Source organism: Alteraurantiacibacter aestuarii (assembly GCF_039523595.1).
GTDB classification, from domain to species: Bacteria; Pseudomonadota; Alphaproteobacteria; order Sphingomonadales; family Sphingomonadaceae; genus Alteraurantiacibacter; species Alteraurantiacibacter aestuarii.
Map to the genome: position 1 here is coordinate 564,831 of NZ_BAAAFP010000001.1, position 22,454 is coordinate 587,284.

Annotated in this window: 14 protein-coding genes; 8 read left to right on the forward strand and 6 right to left on the reverse strand. The window is 64.7% G+C overall.

Features of this window, described 5'->3' with window-relative positions; translation table 11 throughout:
- Positions 1–5 precede the first annotated feature (5 nt).
- Both ABDZ98_RS02780 and ABDZ98_RS02785 read right to left on the reverse strand, forming a co-directional pair.
- A complete protein-coding gene (locus ABDZ98_RS02780; protein ID WP_160590322.1) occupies positions 6–1,445 on the reverse strand; it encodes an aldehyde dehydrogenase family protein in 1,440 nt (479 codons plus the stop codon).
- 5 nt (positions 1,446–1,450) lie between these two features.
- Positions 1,451–2,575 carry a fumarylacetoacetate hydrolase family protein gene (locus ABDZ98_RS02785; RefSeq protein WP_160590320.1) on the reverse strand — a complete coding sequence of 375 codons (1,125 nt, stop codon included), beginning with the start codon at positions 2,573–2,575 and terminating at the stop codon, positions 1,451–1,453.
- A gap of 94 nt (positions 2,576–2,669) precedes the next feature.
- On the opposite strand from ABDZ98_RS02785, the gene ABDZ98_RS02790 reads away from it, so the two are divergent.
- Both ABDZ98_RS02790 and ABDZ98_RS02795 read left to right on the forward strand, forming a co-directional pair.
- Positions 2,670–4,388, forward strand: a complete 1,719-nt coding sequence (locus tag ABDZ98_RS02790; RefSeq protein ID WP_237437412.1) for a glycoside hydrolase family 43 protein — start codon at positions 2,670–2,672, stop codon at positions 4,386–4,388.
- A gap of 57 nt (positions 4,389–4,445) precedes the next feature.
- On the forward strand, positions 4,446–5,714 hold the full coding sequence (locus ABDZ98_RS02795; RefSeq protein WP_160590315.1) for an MFS transporter: 1,269 nt from the start codon (positions 4,446–4,448) through the stop codon (positions 5,712–5,714).
- 66 nt (positions 5,715–5,780) lie between these two features.
- Here ABDZ98_RS02795 and ABDZ98_RS02800 read toward each other — a convergent pair whose 3' ends face one another.
- Together ABDZ98_RS02800 and ABDZ98_RS02805 are read right to left on the reverse strand one after the other, a co-directional pair.
- Positions 5,781–6,827, reverse strand: coding sequence for a cupin-like domain-containing protein (locus ABDZ98_RS02800; RefSeq protein WP_160590312.1), 1,047 nt, complete (start codon positions 6,825–6,827; stop codon positions 5,781–5,783).
- Positions 6,799–9,234, reverse strand: a complete 2,436-nt coding sequence (locus ABDZ98_RS02805) for a glycoside hydrolase family 3 protein (protein WP_337190164.1) — start codon at positions 9,232–9,234, stop codon at positions 6,799–6,801. The genes ABDZ98_RS02800 and ABDZ98_RS02805 overlap by 29 nt, the downstream gene beginning before the upstream one ends.
- 206 nt (positions 9,235–9,440) lie before the next feature.
- Between ABDZ98_RS02805 and bglX the strand changes: the two genes are divergently transcribed.
- Both bglX and ABDZ98_RS02815 read left to right on the forward strand, forming a co-directional pair.
- The gene (bglX, locus tag ABDZ98_RS02810; RefSeq protein WP_237437411.1) at positions 9,441–11,813 is read left to right on the forward strand and encodes a beta-glucosidase BglX; all 2,373 of its coding nucleotides are present in this window, start codon (positions 9,441–9,443) and stop codon (positions 11,811–11,813) included.
- On the forward strand, positions 11,810–14,614 hold the full coding sequence (locus ABDZ98_RS02815; RefSeq protein ID WP_160590308.1) for a glycoside hydrolase family 31 protein: 2,805 nt from the start codon (positions 11,810–11,812) through the stop codon (positions 14,612–14,614). The genes bglX and ABDZ98_RS02815 overlap by 4 nt, the downstream gene beginning before the upstream one ends.
- A 1-nt stretch (position 14,615) precedes the next feature.
- Here the strand turns inward: ABDZ98_RS02815 and manD are convergent, their stop codons facing one another.
- Positions 14,616–15,824: a D-mannonate dehydratase ManD gene (manD, locus tag ABDZ98_RS02820; RefSeq protein ID WP_160591043.1), complete on the reverse strand. Its 1,209-nt coding sequence runs from the start codon at positions 15,822–15,824 to the stop codon at positions 14,616–14,618.
- 83 nt (positions 15,825–15,907) lie between these two features.
- On the opposite strand from manD, the gene uxaC reads away from it, so the two are divergent.
- The 4 genes from uxaC to ABDZ98_RS02840 all read left to right on the forward strand — a co-directional run bounded on the left by uxaC (position 15,908) and on the right by ABDZ98_RS02840 (position 21,245).
- Entirely contained in the window at positions 15,908–17,356 is a 1,449-nt protein-coding gene (gene uxaC / locus ABDZ98_RS02825; RefSeq protein ID WP_160591041.1) for a glucuronate isomerase, read from the forward strand.
- Complete coding sequence (locus ABDZ98_RS02830) at positions 17,353–18,735, forward strand: mannitol dehydrogenase family protein (RefSeq protein WP_337190163.1); 1,383 nt, start codon at positions 17,353–17,355, stop codon at positions 18,733–18,735. Before uxaC ends, ABDZ98_RS02830 begins: the two co-directional genes overlap by 4 nt.
- Complete coding sequence (locus ABDZ98_RS02835; protein WP_160590306.1) at positions 18,732–19,781, forward strand: glycoside hydrolase family 5 protein; 1,050 nt, start codon at positions 18,732–18,734, stop codon at positions 19,779–19,781. The genes ABDZ98_RS02830 and ABDZ98_RS02835 overlap by 4 nt, the downstream gene beginning before the upstream one ends.
- 111 nt (positions 19,782–19,892) lie before the next feature.
- A complete protein-coding gene (locus tag ABDZ98_RS02840) occupies positions 19,893–21,245 on the forward strand; it encodes an MFS transporter (protein WP_202385958.1) in 1,353 nt (450 codons plus the stop codon).
- Positions 21,246–21,257: 12 nt separating this feature from the next.
- On the opposite strand, the gene ABDZ98_RS02845 is transcribed toward ABDZ98_RS02840, so the two are convergent.
- The gene (locus ABDZ98_RS02845; protein WP_160590304.1) at positions 21,258–22,433 is read right to left on the reverse strand and encodes a Gfo/Idh/MocA family protein; all 1,176 of its coding nucleotides are present in this window, start codon (positions 22,431–22,433) and stop codon (positions 21,258–21,260) included.
- Positions 22,434–22,454: the final 21 nt, after the last annotated feature.

The following is a 22,454-nucleotide window of genomic DNA, read 5'->3' on the forward strand; positions in this document are numbered from 1 at the left end:
CTGGCTCAGTCTCCTGTGTAAACTGTCTTGATCTGGGTGTAGAATTCCACCGCAGCAAATCCCTGTTCGCGCGGCCCGTAGCTGGACCCGCGAGAGCCGCCGAAGGGGACGTGATAATCGACCCCGGCGGTTGGCAGATTGATCATGACCATCCCTGCGCGCACATTCTTGCGGAAGTGCCGCGCATATTTGAGGCTGTTGGTCACGATGCCGGAGGACAGGCCGAAATTGCCGCGATTGGCGATTTCCAGCGCCTCGTCATAATTCTTCACCCGCACGGTCGAGACGACGGGGCCGAACACCTCCTCGTTGTTGATGCGCATGTCAGGATCGGTGTCGGCGATCACGGTGGGCTGCATGAAATAGCCCTGCGTGGCGCATTCCACCTTGTCACCGCCGCCAGCCAGACGGCCGCCTTCTTCGCAGGCAATCGCCACATAGCGGAAGTTCTGCTCCAGCTGGGCCTCGCTCGCCGCGGGACCAACCTGCGTATCGGGGTCCATCGCCGCGCCCACTTTCAGCGCGCGGCCACGCTGGGCCAGGGCTTCGACAAAGGCATCGTGAATGCCGTCTTCCACGATCACCCGGCTGGATGCGGTGCACCGCTGGCCGGTCTGGAAGAAGCCGCCATCGGCAGCAATCGCCACCGCCTTGACCAGATCGGCATCATTCAGCACCACCAGCGGGTTCTTGCCGCCCATTTCCATCTGTACGCGCGCCTGGCGGGCCATGGCATTGACGCCAACCTGCGCGCCCACGCCCTGGCTGCCGGTAAAGCTGATCGCGGCCACATCGGGATGATCGACAATCGCGCGGCCCACATCGCCGCGGCCCAGCACCAGGTTGAACACGCCGGCGGGAATGCCCGCCTCATGAATGATTTCCGCCAGCGCATAGGCCATGGTCGGCGTGATATTGGCGGCTTTCAGCACCACCGAATTGCCAAAGGCCATCGCCGGGGCGGCCTTCCATGCCGGGATGGCGATGGGGAAGTTCCACGGGGTGATCAGGCCGACAACGCCCAGCGCTTCGCGGTGGGTGGCAACATCCAGGCCGGGGCGGGTCGATTCCAGCGTCAGCCCGTGACGGCGCAGCGCTTCCCCGGCAAAATAGCGGAAGATGCGCGCGGCGCGCAGTGTCTCGCCAATCCCCTCGCCGCGCAACTTGCCTTCTTCGCGGGCAAGCAGCTCGCCCAGTTCGGCGGAGCGGGCGAACAGCGCGGATGCGACCTTTTCCAGCAGGTCAGAGCGTACTTCGGGCGAGGCATCGGCCCAGCCGGGCTGTGCGGCCTTGGCGGCGGCCACGGCGGCGGCCACATCATCCGGGCTGCCATCGGGGAAGCGCGCCACAACGTCGCTGGTGTCGGACGGGTTGATGCTTTCCAGCGCATCGCTGGCGCCGACGAATTCGCCGCCGATGTAATGGGAGAGGGTGCGGTTGGTCATGAAGCTCAGATCCTGTCGATGAGGCCGCGCGCGGCCAGGTTGCGCGCAAATTCGGCAATGCCGAAGGTCCAGGCCGGCGCATCGCGCGAAGTGGTCACTTCATTGCGCAACGTGCCGATCCGGCGCGAAGATATTGTGACAATGTCGCCGATCTTGTGGGTGAAGCCGGCGCCGGGCTGATCGCGGTCCTGTGTGGGCGCAAACAAGGTGCCGCAAAACAGCACGAAGCCATCGGGATAATGATGTTCGGATTGTGCCTGGCTGACCAGGTCAAGCGGGTCGCGGCTGATCTGGGCCATCACATTGGTGCCCTCGAGCCGGTAGCCCTCCGGCCCCTCGATCAGCAGGTCGACATTGGCCTGGCGCACGTCATCCATGGTGAAGCCATCGTCGAACAGGCGGATGAACGGCCCCAGCGCGCAGGATGCGGTGTTGTCCTTGGCCTTTGACAGCAGCAGGGCAGAGCGCCCTTCGAAATCGCGCAGGTTGACGTCATTGCCCAGCGTCACGCCCACCACTTCGCCGTGCGCATCGCACACCAGCACCACTTCGGGTTCGGGATTGTTCCAGCTCGAATCGGATCGCACACCGATCAGCGCGCCATGACCGACGGAGGACAGGACCGGCGATTTGGAGAATATCTCCGCATCGGGGCCGATCGCGACCTCCAGATATTGCGACCACATGCCTTCGGCGATCAGCACCGCCTTGAGTTCCGCCGCCTCATGACTGCCGGGCACGACAGAGCGAATCCCCGCGCCCACCTTTTCCTCCAGCGAGGCGCGGATTTTCGCCGCCGTTGCTGCATCGCCGCGCGCGCGCTCCTCAATCACCCGCTCAATGGCGGAAAGTGCAAAGGTGACGCCGCTGGCCTTGATACATTGCAGATCGACAGGCGAGAGCAGCGACCAGCCGTCTGGCAGGCCATCCTCCACGCTGCCGATATCGCGCCCGCCGGTGAATATCCTGCGCGCCACCGCGCCGCTGATGCTGGCCACGTCCTGCGTCAGGTCGAACAGGCGACCACCGCGAATGGCGATCACGCACGGACCATCAGGCCCCTGTGCACGGCCGATGAAATGGCCCGAAGCAAAATCCCCGGGCAGAATGTCTTTTATTTCGCCGGCCATTGCCGATGCTTGCCCTCTCCACTGATAGCGCTACCATAAGGGCGGTGTTGGCAAGGGGCAAGGATAAAGGCCGCTGGCAGGGGGAGATATTCCGATGTTTGGTAATTTGTTTAAGCTGTTGATGGTCGTGACATCGCTGAGCGGGGCATTTCCTGCGCTGGCCGGCACCACGGCGCGCTTCGATTATGTCGAGTATCAGGCGCTGGAAGACGAGCTGCCCGTGCCCGCTGGTTCCTATCGCAATCCGATTCTGCCCGGTTTCCACCCCGATCCCTCGATCACGCGGGTGGGGGATGACTTCTACCTCGTCACTTCCACCTTCTCATGGTTTCCCGGCCTGCCGATATTCCACAGCCGCGATCTGGTGAACTGGCAGCTGGCTGGCCATGCGATCGACCGTCCCGGCCAGGTCGATTTTTCCGGTCTGGGAACGAATCGCGGATTGTTCGCTCCGGCCATCACCCATCATGACGGGCGCTTCTTCATCCTCAACACCTGCATCGATTGCCGCGGCAATTTCATGATCACGGCGGACGATCCGTCGGGTCCGTGGTCGGACCCGGTGTGGCTGCCGTTTGACGGGATCGATCCCTCGCTGTTCTTCGGCGAAGACGGGCGCAGCTGGATCGTCTATAATGACGCGCCTCCCGGCCAGCCGCAGTATGACGGCCACCGCGCGTTGTGGCTCCAGCAATTCAATCCGCAGACCAGCGCGTTCGTGGGGGAGCGGATTCTGCTGGTCGACGGCGGCGTTGATCTGGCTGCGCAGCCGGTGTGGGCCGAAGGACCGCATATCTACCGCGTGGGCGAGTACTATTACCTGCTGGCAGCCGAAGGCGGCACGGCAGACCAGCATTCGCAGACCATTTACCGCTCGCGCTCCGTCACCGGGCCTTACGAACCCGGTCCCGTCAATCCGATTCTGACGCAGCGTGACCTGCCCGCCGATCGGCCTGACAGGGTGGAGGCCACCGGCCATGCCGATCTGGTGCAGCTGGATGACGGCAGCTGGTGGGGCGTGTTCCTGGCCACGCGGCCGTTCGCGGGCCAATCCACCTTGCTGGGGCGCGAGACTTATCTGCTGCCGGTCAGCTGGGAGGATGGCTGGCCGCTGTTCCTGCCGCCGGGCGCCGCCGTTCCGCCGGTGAATGCCGCACCAGACCTGCCCCCGTCACCGGGAACAGACTGGCAGCACTGGCGCGATGACTTCGATCAGGATCGCCTGTCCGCCGAATGGATCGGCATCAGGACACCCGGACCGGTGCAGCAAATCGGGCAAGACCATGCTGAAAGCAGCTTGTGGGTCATCACCGGCAAGGATGCCGCCGGAAGCCTTGCCCACCCTGCCTTCACCGGTCGCCGCCTGCGCCACCATGCGGCCCAGGTAACCACGAAGCTCGACTTCAATCCCGCTGCTGATGGCGAATTTGCCGGGCTGCTGGCCTTCATGGACGAGGCGCATTTCCTCGCCTTCGGGATCGAGCAGGTGGCCGGCGAACGGGGCGAACGCCAGATGGTCGCCCGCCTGCGCACCGATGCTGCACAAGACCAGCGCGGCGAAGTGGTCGCGCGTGCGCCCATGGGCCGAGCAGGAGCGGTGGAACTGCGCCTCCAGCTCAATGGCGGCGAGGCGCAGCTGAGCTGGCGCATGGCGGGCGATGAGGGGTGGAACAGGCTGGGTAATGGGCCGGGGAATGGGCCGGGGAATGGGCTGGGGAATGGGCTGAACGTCGAGCCGCTCGCCTCCATTCACGCCGGACTATTCACCGGCTTGGTGATCGGGCCCTATTCCCACTCCGGGGAAATACGATAACAGGGACGCCGGGAACGGTGCTGCTGCAAGAATGCGGCAGGCAGGGGAGAATGTCTGATGGATAACAAGCCTACGGTGCGCGCCGCGTTCATTGCCGTGACCACGTTGTTTTTTGCCTGGGGTTTCATCACCTCGCTGATCGATCCGCTGGTGGCATCGGTGAAAGGCATTTTCACCCTCTCCAACGCAGAGGCGCAGCTGTCCGCCTCGGCCTTCTTCATCGCCTATGGCGTGATCTCCTTCCCCGCCGCCGTGCTGATTGCGAAAGTGCGCGCGGTGCCCGCCATCCTGATCGCGCTGGCGACAATGGCGGCGGCCTGCCTGATCATGCTGGGCGCGGCCAATATCGCCAATTACACGCTGGTGCTGGGCGGTCTGTTCGTGCTCGCCAGCGGCATCACCATCTTGCAGGTGGCGGCCAATCCGCTCGCCGCCGCGCTGGGCGATCCCAAACACAGCCATTTCCGCCTTACACTGGCGCAGACCTTCAATTCCTTCGGCACATTCATCGGCCCGTATCTTGGCGCGGTGCTGTTCCTGGAAGGGCTGGAAGTGAAGGAAGGCTCGCTGGTTTCGGACGAAGTGCGCGATGCCGCGCTGATGGGTATCGACAAGGCCTATTTCTGGATTTGCGGGCTGCTGATCCTGCTGCTCGCCTTCTTCTTCCTCAGCCGCAAGACAGTGGCCGCCGCAGCGCCGCCGCCAGTGCAGACCATGGGCATCGTCGCCATGATCGGCGATGCTTTCTCCAGCCGCTGGGCGCTGCTGGGCGGGGCGGCGATCTTCCTCTACGTCGGCGCGGAAGTGGCCATCGGCACGCAGATGGCGCTGTTCCTCAATTCGGACGGTATCTGGGGCATTCCGCTGGAGCAGGCGGGCAAGTCCGTGTCCTTCTACTGGGGCGGCGCGATGGTTGGCCGGGCGGTCGGATCACTGCTGCTGGCGCGTTTCAATGCGGCCCGGTTGCTGGCGATCTTCACCGCCATTGCCGCGCTGATGTGTTTCTACGTGGTGAGCGTTGGCGGCATCAGCGCGGGCTATGTCGCGCTGTCTATCGGCCTTTTCAATTCGATCATGTTCCCGGTGATCTTCACCCTGACGCTGGAACGCTCCACCGCCAGCGAGCAGGCCACATCGGGCCTGCTGTGCACCGCCATCGTGGGCGGCGCGTTCATCCCGCTGCTGGTTGGCGTGCTGTCCGATATGTCGGGACTGGTCACCGCGCTGGTGCTGCCCGGCGCCTGCTACCTGCTGCTGTGCGGCTTTGCCGTGGCGGCAGGTCGCAAGGCACCCGTTCGGGAGGCCGAGGCGCAGTCAGCGCATTGATGGCAGCAGGACTTACTCGCCGGGATTGCGCTTGATCCCGGCGAACGGGCGAGGCCTGCAAAGCGGTCAGCTGGTGCCCAGTACCTGCATCACGAAACGGCGGATCATTTCGCTGCGTTCGGGTGAGGGCGGGCCGTTCACTCCGCGCGCGTGCAGTGGCAGGTGGTCGGCCGCTCCGGCGGCATCCTCGCCAAACACCATGTGATCGAACCACGCGCGCCAGGCCTGTCGCTGCGGCAGGGGCAGGTCGCGAATGGCCATCATCGCATGCACCAGCGCCAGGAAACCGCCACCACGAGCGACATCGTTGTGCCAGTAATTCATCAGCACATTGATCGGCGCGCTGGCCTCCACATGGTGCCACCACAAGGTGGGAATATAGATTGCATCGCCCGCCTCCAGATCCACGAACAGGGCGGTCTCCAGAGCCGTGGCATAGCGCGGATAGCGCTCCAGATCGGGCGCAAGCGGATCGACCATGCTGACCGGCTGGCCCGCCAGCGTGACATTGAGCGGGCCGACATAGAGGTTCCCGGTCTGCTCCGGCGGAAACAGCGTGAAGCGCCGCCTGCCCACTGCCACCACGGCGAAGTTGTCTGACAGGTCGAAATGGGTGGCAACCTGCGTGGCATTGCCCAGCCAGATGCGCGCGATTGCCTGCATGTCCGCCACCAGCGGCAAGGGATTGCGCTGGTCGAAGCCGGGCAGGTGGGTGGCGGTTGAAGTGGCCCCGGCATAAATTCCGATCGGCGCCGGATCGCCCGCGATGGTGCGCAGATGCTGCGCGAGGCCGGACAGCGACAGGCGCTCGCGGCGGAAATTGAAGCCGCGCAGATCGGGCGAATAGAAGAACCGCCCGTGCTCCGATTCCGGGGCCAGCATGATGTCCGTCGGCGCGCCGCTGTCGAGCTGCTCTATCATGCTCAGCGCCGCTTCCGGCGATTTCAGCCCCGCCTGCACAATCGGCCATTCGCGGGCCAGGCCGCGGATCACCAGCGGGCGGTATTGCGGGCGATAATCCCGCTCGAACGCAGGGCCATCGCAGGCGGCGATCTCCTCAATCGGTGTCACGAACCGGGCCGCATCACGAGCATGGCAGGATCTGCTCCGCATCCATGCCCAGCCGCACTTCGGCCAGCGAAACATCGGCCCCGCCCTCGGTCGCCAGGATGAAGGGGGCAGAGACATTGGCCATGTCTATCCCCTTGTCTCGCAGGCATTTCAGCGGGAGGCCATAGCGCACATAGCCTTCGGTCACCGGCAGCATTGCGGTGCTGACGGCCCTGTTGGTGCCGCCGCTGGTCATGGCGATACCGGACCATTCGGCGGCCCGGTCCACCTTCACCGTGAACAGCAGCATGATATCGGCATTGGTCTCTCGCGTGATGTCGATCGGCTCAAACGTGCTGACCGAAATGGCCGCTTCGCCCGATGCGATATCGAACCGCCGCGCGCCTTCCTGCACCACGTGGTTGACTGCGGTAATGCGGGCGCGGCCATCCAGCGCCTCTGCCGGAACGGTGGTGATGCGCGTCTGGCTGCCGGGCTGGCCGGGGTCGGCAATATGCAGCGACCAGGCCGCAGCGGGCACACCTTCGGAGAACCACACGCGGCTGTCCCCCACCTCGCCAGTGGCCACCAGCGGCAGCGTCTCCCACGCGGTGGGCGCGCTGGCATAGGTCAGGCCATAGCCGAAATCGAACAGGGCACCGTCCGCCATATCGGGCGTGCGCGGCCAGGCAGCGGGCAGTTTGCCGGTGAAGTCGAAGCGCGCATTGCCTGCGCTATCGCCCAGCAACACATCCGCCACGCCTGCGCCTTCGCTGCCCGGCAGCCACGCCACCACGAAGGCATCGGCGGAATTGAGCGCTTCATTCACATATAGCGGGCGGCCGGTGATCATCAGCGCCACCACCGGAATGCCCTGCTCACGCAGGCGCTGCATGGTGGCATAGGGACCGGTCAGGTCGCTATCGAGTGCCAGCGTGGCGCGGTCGCCCTGAAACTCGGCATAGGGCCGCTCGCCAAACACCACTACCGCGGCATCGGGCCGCTGGGTGAAGCTGCCATCGGGGGAAAGTTCCGCACTGCCACCGGCGCTTTCCACGCCGTGTTGCAGGCCCGCCCAGATCGACGTTGCGCCGGGGAACAGGTCGTTCGTCAGGCCCGTGCCCTGCCAGCTGAGCGTCCAGCCGCCAGACTGGCGGGCAATGTCATCCGCCCCTTCGCCAGCCACAAGCAGCCGCCCGCCGGGGGCCAGCGGCAGCACGCCGTCATTGCGCAGCAGGACCATCGACTTGCGCACTGCCTCACGCGCCAGGGCGCGGTGCTCCGGCGCGCCCAGAACATCATACTGGCCGGAAAGATAGCGCTGCGAGGGGCGCGGTGCGTCAAGCAGGCCAAGCCGTGCCTTGACCCGCAGGATACGGGACACCGCGTCGTCAATGCGCGCCATCGGCAGCTCACCTGCGTGGGCACGGGTCAGCAGATCATTGTAGATCGGCCGCCAGCTATCGGGCGCCATATACATGTCGATACCCGCCAGCAGCGCCTGCGGGCAGCTTTCATTGGTGCACCCCGCCACCTGCCCGTGGGCGTTCCAGTCCGATACGGTAAAGCCGCCGAAATCCATGCGATCCTTCAGCACACCAGTAAGCAGGCTTTCATTGCCGGTCATCTTCACGCCCTGCCAGCTGGAGAAGCTGGCCATGACAGTGGAGACGCCTTCGGCAATGGCCGGCCCGTAAGGTGCGCCGTGGATCTCGCGCAGCTCTGTCTCATCGATACTTGAATCGCCCTGGTCGGTGCCGTTGTCGGTGCCGCCATCGGCCAGGAAATGCTTGGTGGATGCCAGCACATGGGGGCCTGCCAGCAGGTCCTGATTTCCGGGTGGCCCCTGCAGCCCGCGCACCATCGCGCCGACATAGGAGGCAACCAGCGCCGGGTTTGAGGAATAGCCTTCGTAAGCGCGGCCCCAGCGGAAATCCTGCGGCACCGCCACCGTGGGGGCAAAGGTCCATTCCTGCCCCGTCACGCGCACTTCAGCGGCGGTGGCTGCACCGATTCGCTCTATCAGTTCCACATCGCGCATCGCGCCAAGGCCAATGTTGTGCGGGAACACGGTTGCGCCGATGATATTCGCATGGCCATGCACGGCATCAGTGCCCCAGATGACCGGAATGCCCACGCCGCCATCGGACCTGTCGACAGATGCAGTGTAGAACTCGTCCGCCAGCCGCAGCCAGTCTGATGCGGGTGCCAGGTCATTGCCATAAGGCCCGCTGTTGCCGCCATTCAGCACCGATCCCAGATTATAGTCGCGCACGTCGTCGGGCGTGACGCAGCACAGATCGGCCTGAACCAGCTGGCCGATCTTTTCCTCCAGCGTCATGCGCGCCAGCAGATCGGCGATGCGCGCTTCATCCTGCGGGGGGGTCTGAACCGGATAATCGTAGGCAGGCCAGTCCTGCGGATGGGCAATGCCGGACCCGCCAGCCGCGCCGGCTGAAGTGCCTGCCACCGCGCTTGCTGGCGGACCTGACTGACCCGCCGCACAGGCCGCAACCAGCAAACCCGCAAGCCCAACCAGACCCGCTTTCCCGTAACGCAACATTATCCCTCCCATTACCCGCCACCCCGCGGGAATCTTGCTATGTGAGCGCTACCATCCTAACTCTGGAGGCTATTGTCAAAGGCATAATTCAAAGCCGGGACGGGAGAGGGGACATGACTATCGCACCGCTTATGCGCAGGGCCGCCCTGTGTCTGCTGCCGCTGTTCGCGGCGATTGGACTGATCGTGGTGGCAGACAGGTCCGCCGCCGCGCAGGCAGGCTCCATGCCAATGCAGGAGGGGGCGGCGGCCAATCCCGAATCGCTGCTTTTGCGCATGACGCTGGAGGAAAAGATCGGCCAGCTGGTACAGCGCATGGGCGGGCGCTCCAAGGCGCTCAACTCCCGTCTCGGGCCGGAAGAGCTGGAGCGGGTGCGCCGCGGGGAAGTGGGCTCCTACCTCCATGTCGCGGGTGCGGCTGAGCTGCGCGAGTTGCAGCGCGTGGCGGTGGAGGAAAGCCGGCTGGGCATTCCGCTGCTGTTCTCCATGGATGTGGTGCATGGCTATCGCACGATCTTTCCTGTTCCGCTGGCGATGGCGGCCAGCTGGGACCCGGCGGCGGCCCAGCTCCACGCCCGCATTGCCGCGCGCGAAGCCAGCGCATCGGGTCTGCACTGGACCTTTGCGCCCATGGTGGACATTGCCCGCGATCCGCGCTGGGGGCGGATTGTCGAAGGCGCGGGCGAGGATGCCTACCTCGGCAGTCGTATGGCTGCGGCACAGGTGCGCGGCTTCCAGGGTGATGAGCTTGCCGCCGCCGATACGATCATGGCCGGCACCAAGCATTTTGGGGCCTATGGCGCGGCCGAGGGCGGGCGCGATTATGCCGGGGCGGAAATCTCCGAGCGGGCGCTGCGCGAAACCTATCTCGCCCCGTTTCAGGCCGCTGCGCAGGAAGGCACGGCCAGCTACATGACTGCATTCAATGCCATTGGCGGCGTGCCCACCACCGCCAATGAAGCGCTGCTGCGCGGCATATTGCGCGATGAATGGGGCTGGGACGGCCTGCTGCTGTCAGACTGGCGCGCGGTAGAGGAACTGATGGCGCATGGCATCGCCGGATCGCGCGCCGATGCGGCGGCGCTGGCCCTGCGTGCTGGCGTGGATATGGACATGGTGGCGGACATCTATGCCGATGACCTTCGCGGTGCGATCGAAGCTGATCCATCGCTGCTGCCGCTGCTGGATGAAGCGGTATTGCGCATCCTTCAGGTGAAGCAGCGACTGGGCCTGTTCGATCATCCCTATGCCTATCACGATGCGGCGCGGGAGGCGGAGGTGCTGCTGTCGGGCGAACACCGCGCAGCGGCGCGCGACATTGCCGAGCGGTCCATCGTGCTGCTCAAGAATGACGGCGATGTCCTGCCGCTGGCGCGCAATGCCGGGCGGATCGCCCTGATCGGCGCGCTGGCCGATGATGCGCTTTCACAGCTTGGATCATGGCGCGCGCAGGGCCGCGCGGAAGATGTGGTGACCCTGCGCGCTGCGCTCGAAGCAGCGCATCCGGACGTGATCCATGCCCCCGGCGTGGACAGTCGCAGTAACGATGGCATCAGTAACGATGGCAGCAGTGACGCTGACAGCAGTGAGGACGGCAACGGAATCGCGGCGGCAGTTGCGGCTGCGCGAGGCGCGGACGTGATCGTGCTGGCGATCGGTGAAGATTATGACTGGTCGGGCGAGGCGCGCAGCCGCTCCTCCATCGAACTGCCTGGCCGCCAGCGCGAATTGCTCGAAGCCCTCAAGGCCACCGGAAAGCCGCTGGTGGTGGTGCTGATGGGCGGGCGTCCGCTGGCCATTCCCGAAGTGGATGAAGCGGCCGACGCCGTGCTTGCGACGTGGTTGCTGGGGGTGGAGGCAGGCCCGGCTATCACCCGCACGCTGTTTGGCGATGCCAACCCCGGCGGCAGGCTGCCCGCCAGCTTTCCACGCGCGACGGGGCAGGTGCCCTTCACCTATGATCAACTGCCCAGCGGACGGCCCGCGGACCCCGATCCGGCAAAGGATACCGCGCGCTATATGGACCTGCCGATCACTCCGCTCTACGCCTTCGGGCATGGACTGTCCTACTCCACCTTTGCCTATGGCGAGATCGCGCTGGACCGCGCCGACATGCCAGCGGATGGCGGCACGGTGACGCTGACCATTCCTGTTACCAATAGCGGCGCAGTGGCTGGCGACGAGGTGGTGCAATTATACATGCGCGATCCGGTGGCCAGCGTGTCGCGGCCAGTCATGCAATTGCGCGGATTTGACCGGGTGACCTTGCAGCCGGGGCAGACCCGCGATGTATCCTTCACCCTGTCGGCGGCGCAATTCGCGCTGTGGGGCCTCTCTGGCGGCTGGGTGGTTGAACCCGGCACGATAGAGCTGATGGTGGGCAGTGCGTCGGACGATATCCGCGCCCGCACCCGGATCGAGATTGTCGGGCGTGCGCAAGGCACCATCACGCCTGCGGCAATTCCCACACCGGTCACTGTCCATTGATTGGCCGCGCTCCGGTCGCCGCTGCGCTGCTGGCACTGCTGGCCGGACCCGCGCTGGCAGGCGAGGTTGAGCAGGTGCCGCACGGCATGGTGGTGACCACCGACGCGGGCGAGCATGTGCGCGTGCTCGCTTATGCCGACGGAACCTTCCGTGTGACGGTGGCGAACGATCTGGCGCAGGTGGCGCCAAGCCTGATGGTCATCCACGATGCCGATGGCGAGCCGGTGTTCTATCAGGATCAGGCCATCGCCAGCCTCACCACCCATATGGGCCATGCGGTGATTGGCCGCTCCGACGGGCGGCTGACGGTCTATGACGCCGCCGGAACGCTGCTGCTAGACGAGTACGCGCCTGCACGAACCTTGCAGCGGGTTCAGATCGAAGGCCAGCAATGGCTGGCCACGCGCGCGCAGTTCAACCGCGGCAGTGACGAGGGGCTGTACGGGCTTGGCCAGCACCAGAACCGGCAGATGAATTACAATGGCGAGGACGTGGAACTCGCCCAGCACAACATGGCAATTGCCATTCCGTATCTGGTTTCCACCCGCGGCTATGGCATCTTGTGGGACAATAATTCGATCACCCGAGTGGGCGATCCGCAAGAATATGAGCAGCTCGATCTGGATTGGCGGGCGAGCTATTTCGTCGGGGGCAGGCACGTTCTCGCCAGGCCCGAGCGGACCATCGATTACCAGTATATCGAGGACCAGCAGCGCTGGCCGCAGGAGGCGCGCTCGGCAGTGGTGGCAGCCACCACCGGGCAGAATCCGGCGGGACATTCGGCCCAGTTGCAGCAGGTCGTCTGGCGCGGCCAGTATCGCCCGCGCACATCCGGCACGCACAAGTTCCGCCTCTATTCCTCGGGCTATGTGAAGCTGTTCGCCAATGACGTGGAAGTGCTGTCCCGCTGGCGGCAGAACTGGAACCCCTGGTTCCATAATTTCGAGCTGGATCTGGAAGCGGGCATGGCGACCGAGCTGCGCGTGGAGTGGGAGCCGGACCAGGGCTATATCGCGCTTGAACACGCTGACCCTTTGCCCGATGCGGACCGCCATTCGGTCAGCTTTGCCAGCGAGGCGGGCAGGGCGATCGATTACTACGTGGTTCCTGCGCCGAGCATGGATGACGCCATCGCCGGATACCGCCGCCTGACTGGCAATGCGCCAATGATGCCGCGCTGGGCCTTTGGCTTCTGGCAATCGCGCCAGCGCTATGAAACGCAGGATCAGCTGGTGGATGTGCTGCGGCAATATCGCGATGCGCGCATTCCCATCGATACCATCGTGCAGGACTGGTTCTATTGGCCGGAGGATCAATGGGGCAGTCATGGTTTCGACCCCGCGCGCTTCCCCGATCCTGCTGCAATGGTGGCTGCGGTGCACAATATGGACGCACGGATCATGCTGTCTGTGTGGCCCAAGTTCTATCCCGGCACCGCCAATGCACAGGAACTGGCAGCGGGCGGATATCTGTACCAACGACCATTGGACGCAGGGCAGCTCGACTGGGTCGGGCCAGGCTATGCCAACACGTTCTACGATCCCTATGCGGCGCAGGCGCGGGAGATTTATTTCCGGCAGATGGCGGACAGGCTGCTGCCGCTGGGCTTTGATGCGTGGTGGATGGATGCGACCGAGCCGGACTGGCATTCCAACCTCTCGGTGCAGCAGCGCAAATACCAGATGACATCGCCCGCCACCGGTGTGCCGGGCGCGGCGATCTTCAATTCCTATCCGCTGCTCCATGCGCAGGGCGTGGCCGAAGGGTTGCGGGCGGCACAACCGGACCGGCGGCCTGTCATCCTCACCCGCAGCGGGTTTGGCGGCATCCAGCGGGCCAGCGCGGCGCTGTGGTCGGGCGATGTGGCGGCGCGCTGGGACGACTTGCGCGACCAGATCAGCGCCGGGCTGAACCTGTCGGTCGCGGGCGTGCCCAACTGGACGCATGATATCGGCGGCTTCGCGGTCGAAAACCGTTTTTCAAATCAGGACCCCGCGCACCTGCCCGAATGGCGCGAGCTGTATCTGCGCTGGTTCCAGTTTGGCGCGTTCAGCCCGCTCTTCCGCAGTCACGGTGAATTCCCGCAGCGCGAAACGCCGATCATCGCGGCGCAGGATGCAGCGATGATGGAGGGCCTGACCCACTACCACCGCCTGCGCTACCGCCTGATGCCCTACATCTACACGCTGGCGGCGGGCACGCATTTTGCCGATGGCACGATCATCCGCCCGCTGGTGATGGATTTCGAAGCGGACCGGCAGGTGTGGGACATCGATGACGAATACATGTTCGGCCCGTCATTGCTGGCCGCGCCCGTCACCCGGTTCGGCGCGCGCAACCGCGAAGTCTACCTGCCCGCCGGAACCGACTGGTATGATACGAATACCGGCGCGCGCTATACCGGCGGGCAGACCGTAACCGCGGATGCCCCGCGCGAAAGAATGCCGCTGTTCGTGCGCGCAGGCTCCATCGTGCCGCTTGGCCCCGACGTGCAATATACCGGCGAGAATCCGCAGGGTGAACTGACGGTGCATGTCTTCGCCGGCGCCGATGGCGCGTTCTCACTGTATGAGGATCAGGGCGAGGACATGGGCTATGTGCGCGGCGAGTTTTCCCGCATTCCGATGCGCTGGCATGATCGCGCCAAGCTGCTGGCCATCGGCGAGCGACAGGGCAGTTTCCCCGGCATGGAACAATGGCGGGAGATCGCCGTGATCGTGCATGACGGCAGCGTGCCGGGCCCGGTGTTCGAGCGGGAGGGCAATGGCGGCCTGCTCTATTCGGGCCATGCGGTGCCCTGATTTACCAGCTCCACATGGTCCCGTCTTCCAGCCGCGCGACAGGCAGGCTGGCAGGCCGATAGGGATATTTGGCCGCCAGCTCCTCGTCTATCGTCACACCGTGTCCGGGCGTTTCTCCGCAATGCATATGCCCATCGGCAAAGCGGTAGTCATGGGGGAAGACCGCGTCGGTTTCCTCCGAATGGCGCATATATTCCTGAATACCGAAGTTGGGCACCCACGTATCGAAATGCACCGCCGCGCCCATGGTCACAGGTGACAGGTCGGTGGCGCCGTGGCTGCCGGTGCGCACCTGATACAGGCTGGCCAGATCGGCGATGCGCCGCAGATGGGTGATGCCGCCCGCGCGCAGAACGGTAGTGCGGATATAGTCGATCAGCTGGTTCTCGATCAGATCCTTGCAGTCCCAGATGGAGTCGAAGATCTCCCCCACGGCCAGCGGAGTGGTGGTCCTCTCGCGGATCAGGCGGAAGGCCTGCTGGTTCTCCGCCGGGGTCGGGTCTTCCATCCAGAACAGCCGGTGCGGCTCCAGCGCCTTGCCCAGCTGCGCCGCTTCATTGGGGGTCAGCCGGTGGTGCACATCGTGCAGCAGCTCAGGCTCATCGCCATAGGTATCGCGCAGCTTCTCGAACAGTCTGGGCGCAAAGCGCAGATACTTGGGCGTGTCCCACACGGTCTCGGTCGGCAGGGCCGCATCGGCAGGCTCATAATGCAGCGTGCCGCGCGCTACGCCATACGCCTTTTCTATACCGGGAATGCCGCTTTGCGCGCGGATCGCCTTGTACCCCATGGCGATATACTGGCCCACCGCATCCACGGTCTCCTCCAGGCTCGCGCCATTGGCGTGGCCATAGACCATCACCCGCTCGCGACTCTTGCCGCCCAGCAATTGATACAACGGCATGCCCGCCATCTTGGCCTTGATATCCCACAACGCGGTATCGACGGCGGATATCGCGCTCATCGTCACCGGGCCGCGCCGCCAGTAGGCTCCGCGATAGAAGAATTGCCAGATGTCCTCGATCCGCGAAGGATCGCGGCCGATCAGGCTGGGGATCACGTGATCCTCCAGATAGGCGACCACCGCCTTTTCGCGCCCGTTGAGCGTGGCGTCCCCGATTCCGCTGACGCCCTGATCGGTTTCCACCTTGAGCGTGACGAAATTCCGCCCCGGACATGTGACGATGACCCTTGCAGCCGTGATCTTCATGCGCGACAACCCCTCCGTTAGCGCTACCATTGGTTGAATGCCCCATGTAACGCTGACGTGGCAAAAAGCGAGAGGAGAGGCTCCTGCCAAACGCGCTGCATCTTGATCCGGACCGGCTTTTCCCTGCCGACCCCAGAACCCGCGACATCGCCCGCATGCTTTACGCGCAGGTGCAGGGCCTGCCGATCATCAGCCCGCATGGCCATACCGATCCATCATGGTTCGCCGGCAATGCGCCATTCGGCAATGCGGCCGAGCTGCTGTTGCAACCCGACCATTACCTGCTGCGCATGCTCTATTCGCAAGGCGTGGCGCTGGAGGATCTTGGGCTGGGTGGTTCCGGTGCCGATCCGCGCCCGGACCCGCGCCCGGACCCGCGCCCGGACCCGCGCCCGGATCCGCGCGAGGCATGGCGTATCTTTGCGCGGCATTATTACCTGTTTCGCGGCACGCCTTCGCGCATCTGGCTGGACTGGGTGTTTGCCGAGGTGTTCGCTCAGGACGTGCGGCTGGAAGCGGCCACTGCGGACCTTTATTTCGATACGATCACGGCGGCGCTGGCGACAGAAGCCTTCCGCCCGCGTGCCCTGTTCGAACGCTTTAATATCGAGGTGATTGCGACCACGGAGAACCCGCTCGACAGCCTCGATCATCACCGCGCCATTCGGGACAGCGGCTGGGGCGGGCGGGTGATCACCGCCTATCGCCCCGATCCGGTGGTGGACCCCGAGTTCGAAGGTTTTGCACGTAATCTGGTTCTGCTGTCGGACCTGACGGGTCAGGATTGTCTCAGCTGGACCGGCTATCTTACCGCGCATCGCCAGCGCCGGGCCTTCTTTGCGCAAATGGGCGCGACATCGACCGATCACGGCCACCCCACCGCGCGCACCGCCGATCTGCCGCAATCGGAGGCGCAGGCGCTGTTCGACCGGGTGAAGGGCGGCGCATCATCGCCCGCGGATGCCGAGCTGTTCCGTGCGCAAATGCTCACCGAAATGGCGCGCATGAGCATGGAGGACGGGCTGGTGATGCAGCTGCACCCCGGCTCCTTCCGCAATCACAACGCGCAGTTGTTCGCACAATTCGGGCGCGACGTGGGGGCCGATATTCCCATGCCGACAGACTACGTCCACGCCCTGAAACCGCTGCTCGACCGCTTCGGCAATGAGGCGGATTTCACGCTCATTCTCTTCACGCTGGATGAGACCGCCTATGCGCGCGAACTGGCGCCGCTGGCGGGCCATTATCCGTGCCTGCGGCTGGGGCCTGCATGGTGGTTCCACGATAGTCCCGAAGGTATGCGCCGCTTCCGCCGCATGACCACGGAGACCGCCGGTTTCTACAACACCGTGGGCTTCAACGACGATACGCGGGCCTTCCTGTCCATCCCGGCGCGGCATGATCTGGCGCGTCGGGTGGACTGCGGTTTCCTGGCGGAACTGGTGGCCGAACACCGGCTGGAAGAGGACGAGGCGGCACAGCTGGCGCAGGACCTCGCCTGTAATCTGGCCCGGCAGGCCTACCGGCTGTGAGGCTGTCGACCGCCACGCTGGAGCGCCTGCCGCCCGATGTGGCGTGCCCCGCTTTCGATCGTGGCGGGCAGCAGGTGGGCATCGTCCATTTCGGACTTGGCGCCTTCGCCCGCGCGCATCTGGCCGCCTGTTGCGACGATGCGATGGCGGCGGGGGAGCGCGACTGGATGATTTGCGGAGTATCGCTGCGATCAGACAATGTGGCGCGGCAGATGGGTCCGCAAGACGGGCTCTACACGCTGAGCGAAAGGTCCGGGCAGGAGGTACGCACGCGCGTGATCGGATCGGTGCGTGAAGTGCTGGTGGCAGGCCGCGATGCGCAAGCGATCGCGGCCCGGATCGCCTCGCCCGCCTGCCATATCGTCAGCTTTACGGTGACCGAGAAGGGATATTGCCGCGCGGCAGATGTGGCTCTGGATTTGGAGGCTGCGCGCGCGAGTTTCTACCCGCTGCTGGCAACTGGCATGAAATTGCGGATGGAGGCAGGGTTACCCGGCCTGACGCTGCTGAGCTGCGACAATTTGCCCGCCAATGGTGCCGTGCTGCGCTATCTGATGACGCAATATCTCACTGCGCAGGCCCCTGAATTGCTCGGCTGGTTTGCGGCTGAATGCAGCTGTCCAAATGCGATGGTTGACCGGATCGTGCCGGCCACGCGCGATGCCGACCTGGCAGGCCTTGAACGGCGGATCGGCCTGCGCGACGAGGCAGCGGTGTTCACCGAAAGCTTCAGCCAATGGGTGGTGGAGGACGCCTTCGCGGGTCCGCGTCCGCGCTGGGAGGATTGCGGAGTGCAGATCGTGGCTGACGTCGCGCCCTTTGAGGCCGCCAAGCTGCGCATGCTCAACGGTGCGCATTCCTTGCTGGCCTATGCCGGGCTGGCGGCGGGGCATGAATTTGTGCATCAGGCGGTGGCCGATCCGGCCTTGCGGGCGCTGGTGCAGCGTCTGATGCTGGATGAAGCCGCGCCCACTATTGCGGTGGCTCCAGCGCAGGATCTGGCCGCCTATGCTCGGCGGCTGCTGCAGCGGTTTTCCGATCCCGCGCTGAACCACCGGCTGGCCCAGATCGCCATGGATGGCAGCCAGAAAATCCCCCAGCGCTGGATGGAGACATTGCGTGAAAACTCGCAACCCTGCCCCGCCATCCTGACCGGCATTGCGGCATGGCTGTGGCATATCAGCGATGGCCGCTGGCTGGACGATCCCCTGGCCGATCGCTTGCGGGATGCAGCGGTGGAGGCGGATTTGCGTTCTCGGATCGGGGCGATCTTCGGGCCGGATGGGATAATCGGTGGATCATGGTCACCCAGCGCGCAGGACATTGTGACAATAGAACAGGCCCATGCACACATGGGCACAGCAGGAGAAGTGAGATGAGAAAGGTGAGAAAGGCATTCCGCCTCATCGCCGCAGCGGCGGCACTTACAATGGCTGTGGGGGGCTGCAGTGACGGGCAGAGCCTGCAAACCGCCAGCCGGCCGATCAGCGATCTGGCGCGCGTTCCCGCGACTACTCCGGTTGCGCTCCACGGGTCGCTTTCCATCACCAATGGGCAGATCGTGGGTGAGCAGGGCGAACCGGTGACGCTGCGCGGGATGAGCCTGTTCTGGTCACAATGGGGGCCGCAGTTCTACACACGCGAGACGGTCGACTGGCTGGTGTCCGACTGGAAGGTCAGCGCCGTTCGCGCCGCCATTGCGGCAGAGGGCGATGACAGCGCGCTCCAGCATTTCGAGCGCGAGATCGACAAGGCCTCCACCGTGATCGAAGCCGCCGCCGCCAACGGCATCTATGTGATCGTGGACTGGCACGCGCACCGCGAGCATCCCGAAGAGGCAGAGCGCTTCCTGACCGAGATCGCGCGGCGATATGGCCACTTGCCCAACCTCATCTACGAGCCGTTCAACGAGCCTTTGCGCGACGGGGTGGACTGGTCGCGCGACATCAAGCCCTATCACCAGCGGATCATTGCCGCGATCCGTGCGATCGATCCCGACAACCTGATAATCGTCGGCTCTCCCAGCTGGAGCCAGGATGTCGATATTGCCGCGCTCGATCCTCTGGAGGGCAGCAATATCGGCTATACGCTCCATTATTACGCCGCCACCCACAAGGACGATCTGCGCGCCCGTGCGGAGCAGGCGCGGCAGGCGGGGCTGGCGCTGATGATCACCGAATTCGGCATTGTCGAGGCGACCGGCAACGGCCCCATCGACATGGCATCAAGCAACGCCTGGTGGGACTGGGCGGAGGAGAACCACATCTCGTGGCTCAACTGGTCCATCACCGAGCGTGATGAAAGCAGCGCCGCGCTGCGCCCCGGGACGCAAGCCGTGGCCGGGTGGAGCGATGCCGATCTGACCCCTGCGGGACGTATATTGCGCGCCCGCCTGCGCGCCGCCGCCGCAGCCGAGGAGCGCTGAGCACAGCACAATAGCGCTTGTCGGCATGGTCCTCGCACCATATGGTAGCGCTATCAGGGGGAGGGGAACGAAGATGTCCCACGGGGAAAATACCGGTCGCAGAGGCCGGACATGAGCGCGCAGGTTAAAGCCACTGGACCGGGTGGCAAACCGGCTGACGATCGCGCACCGGCGCAGATGGAAAAGCCGGCCGGCCAATATCGCTGGGCGATTTGCGCGCTGCTGTTTTTCGTCATCACCATCAATTACATCGACCGCCAGATCATCGGCGTGCTCAAGCCCGTTATCGAGGCGGACATGGGCTGGAGCGAGGTCGATTACGGCAATATCGTCACCGCCTTTCAGGCCAGCTACGGCATCGGCCTGCTGGTGGTGGGTCGCTGGCTGGACAGGGTCGGCACGCGCAAGGGCGTTGCCATCGCCATTGGCCTGTGGAGCCTTGCCGCCTGTTTCCATGCCGCCGCGCGCAGCGTGCTGGCCTTCATCCTTGCCCGCATCGCCCTGGGCGTGGCCGAAAGCGCAGCCTATCCAGGGGCGGTCAAATCGGTGGCCGAATGGTTCCCCCGGCGTGAACGCGCGCTGGGCGTGGGCATATTGAATGCAGGCGCCAATGTCGGCGTGCTGCTGACCCCGATCATCGCCATCGGCATTGCCGGTGCTTATGGCTGGCGCTCCGCCTTCCTTGTCACCGGCCTGATCGGCTTTGTGGTGCTGTGGGGGTGGTTGCGGTTCTTCCGCCAGCCTGCCGATCACGCCGAACTGACCGATAGCGAGCGCGAATGGATCAACCAGGATGGTGAGGACCCTGCCGGGGCACCGCTGGGCTGGAAGGATGCCTTGCGCCAGCGACAGGCATGGTACTTCATCTGCGGCAAGTTCTTCACCGATCCGGTGTGGTACCTGTTCCTGTTCTGGCTGCCCGATTTCCTTGGCCGGACGCAGGGCATGGAGCTGTTTCCAACCGGCGACAGCGGTATACTGGCCACCATCGGCCCGGCGCTGATCGGCGTCTATCTGCTGGCGGACGTCGGCTCGATCGCGGGCGGCTGGCTGTCATCGCATCTTGTCGGGCGCGGATGGAGCATCAACCGCGCGCGCAAGACCACATTGCTGATCGCCGCATTGCTGGCGGTGCCGATGGTGACGGTGGCCAGTGCGCCCAGCCCGATGGTGGCAGTAATGCTGATCGGGCTTGGCACGGCGGCGCATCAGGCGTTCAGCTCCAACATCTTCACCATGATCAGCGATCTCTATCCGCGCCGTGCGGTGGCGACGATTGCGGGAATGGGCGGAGCTGCGGGCGCGGTGGGCGGCATACTGATTGCCCAGGCCACCGGCTGGACGCTGGAACTGACAGGATCATACGTGCCCATCGTGATCTATGCCGGGCTTGCCTATCTGATTGCGCTGGCCTGCATTCACGCCCTGGTGCCGCGGATGGAGCCTGCGCAACTGCCCGGGTGATCGGGCGCGGCCCTACACCGCGATGATGGCGCCATCCTGATCGGCGCTGGCATACATCGCCTCTATCAGGCGCATGTCCCGCAGTCCCATCTCGCCCGGTGTGAGATGGGGCCGGTTGGCGCGGGCAGCGGCGGAGAAGCCGTCCACCTGCGCAGAAAACTGCGACATGGGATCGCCCGATGTGAAGCTGCGGCTTGGCCCGCCGCCGCCTTCCAGCGTGATGCGGTTGTCATCGTACGTGGTGGCCGGCTGCATGGCGATGGAAGCGGTTGCCCCGAAATAGCGCTGGCGCGAGACATAGGGGCTCCAGCAATAGGATGACGAGCCCTGGATGTTGATGCCGCTGGCCATGCGCACGCGGTAATCAATGCCGCCCTCCACCTCGGTAAAGCGGGGATCTCCGGCGGGGGTGGAATAGAGTGCGGATACCGATTGCGGGACATCGCCCGGCAGCATCATCAGCGATGTGTTGAGGCCGTAGATGCCGATGTCATACATCGAACCGCCGCCGCCCAGCGCCTTTTCCAGTCGCCATTTGTGCGGTGGCCAGTTCGGATCGGCGGAAAAGCCGTGGTCTGCGGAGATATAGCGCATCGCGCCCAGCTCGCCCGCCTCGATCCGGCGCAGCGCATCGCGGTTATTGGGTTCGAAATGCACACGGTAGGCCACTCCCAGCTGGCGGTTTGCGGCCTGGGCAGCAGCAATCATCGCTGCGCATTCGGCGCTGGTGGAGGCCATCGGCTTTTCGCACAAGACGTGCTTGCCTGCGCGCAGGGCGCGAATGGTAAACTCGGCATGCAGGCCCACGGGCAGCACGATATAGACGCAGTCGATCTCCGGATCGTCGGCAATGGCATCGAAATTGCTGTAATCGTAGAAGCGTGACACGCCGTAGCGCGCACCCAGATCATGCGCCTTGGCCGCATTGCCGGAAACGAAGCTGGTGATGCGTGAGAGGCTGGAGTTGCCGAAACCGGGGATCACCTGGCCGATGGCAAATGTGCCCAGGCCGACAATCGCCCAGCGCATCCTTTCAGAGGCAGGCAGGGGCAATTGCGGATCGCCGATAAGCGGCTGGCCCTGCGCCTGCTGCGCCATCGCCTTGCCTGCTGAAAGGGCCAGCGGAATGGTTGCCCCGGCAGCCAGAATCTCGCGCCGGGACAGGCCGGTCTTGCTTGTGTCGCTCATTTCTCTCTCCTGAGCCGCAGA

Excerpts from the sequence above, each read along its gene's own strand:
- ABDZ98_RS02780 (WP_160590322.1), bottom strand. The coding sequence starts at position 1,445 with ATGACCAACCGCACCCTCTCCCATTACATCGGCGGCGAATTCGTCGGC.
- ABDZ98_RS02785 (WP_160590320.1), bottom strand. The coding sequence starts at position 2,575 with ATGGCCGGCGAAATAAAAGACATTCTGCCCGGGGATTTTGCTTCGGGC.
- ABDZ98_RS02790 (WP_237437412.1), top strand. The coding sequence starts at position 2,670 with ATGTTTGGTAATTTGTTTAAGCTGTTGATGGTCGTGACATCGCTGAGC.
- ABDZ98_RS02795 (WP_160590315.1), top strand. The coding sequence starts at position 4,446 with ATGGATAACAAGCCTACGGTGCGCGCCGCGTTCATTGCCGTGACCACG.
- ABDZ98_RS02800 (WP_160590312.1), bottom strand. The coding sequence starts at position 6,827 with ATGCGGAGCAGATCCTGCCATGCTCGTGATGCGGCCCGGTTCGTGACA.
- bglX (WP_237437411.1), top strand. The coding sequence starts at position 9,441 with ATGACTATCGCACCGCTTATGCGCAGGGCCGCCCTGTGTCTGCTGCCG.
- manD (WP_160591043.1), bottom strand. The coding sequence starts at position 15,824 with ATGAAGATCACGGCTGCAAGGGTCATCGTCACATGTCCGGGGCGGAAT.
- ABDZ98_RS02835 (WP_160590306.1), top strand. The coding sequence starts at position 18,732 with ATGAGAAAGGTGAGAAAGGCATTCCGCCTCATCGCCGCAGCGGCGGCA.
- ABDZ98_RS02840 (WP_202385958.1), top strand. The coding sequence starts at position 19,893 with ATGAGCGCGCAGGTTAAAGCCACTGGACCGGGTGGCAAACCGGCTGAC.
- ABDZ98_RS02845 (WP_160590304.1), bottom strand. The coding sequence starts at position 22,433 with ATGAGCGACACAAGCAAGACCGGCCTGTCCCGGCGCGAGATTCTGGCT.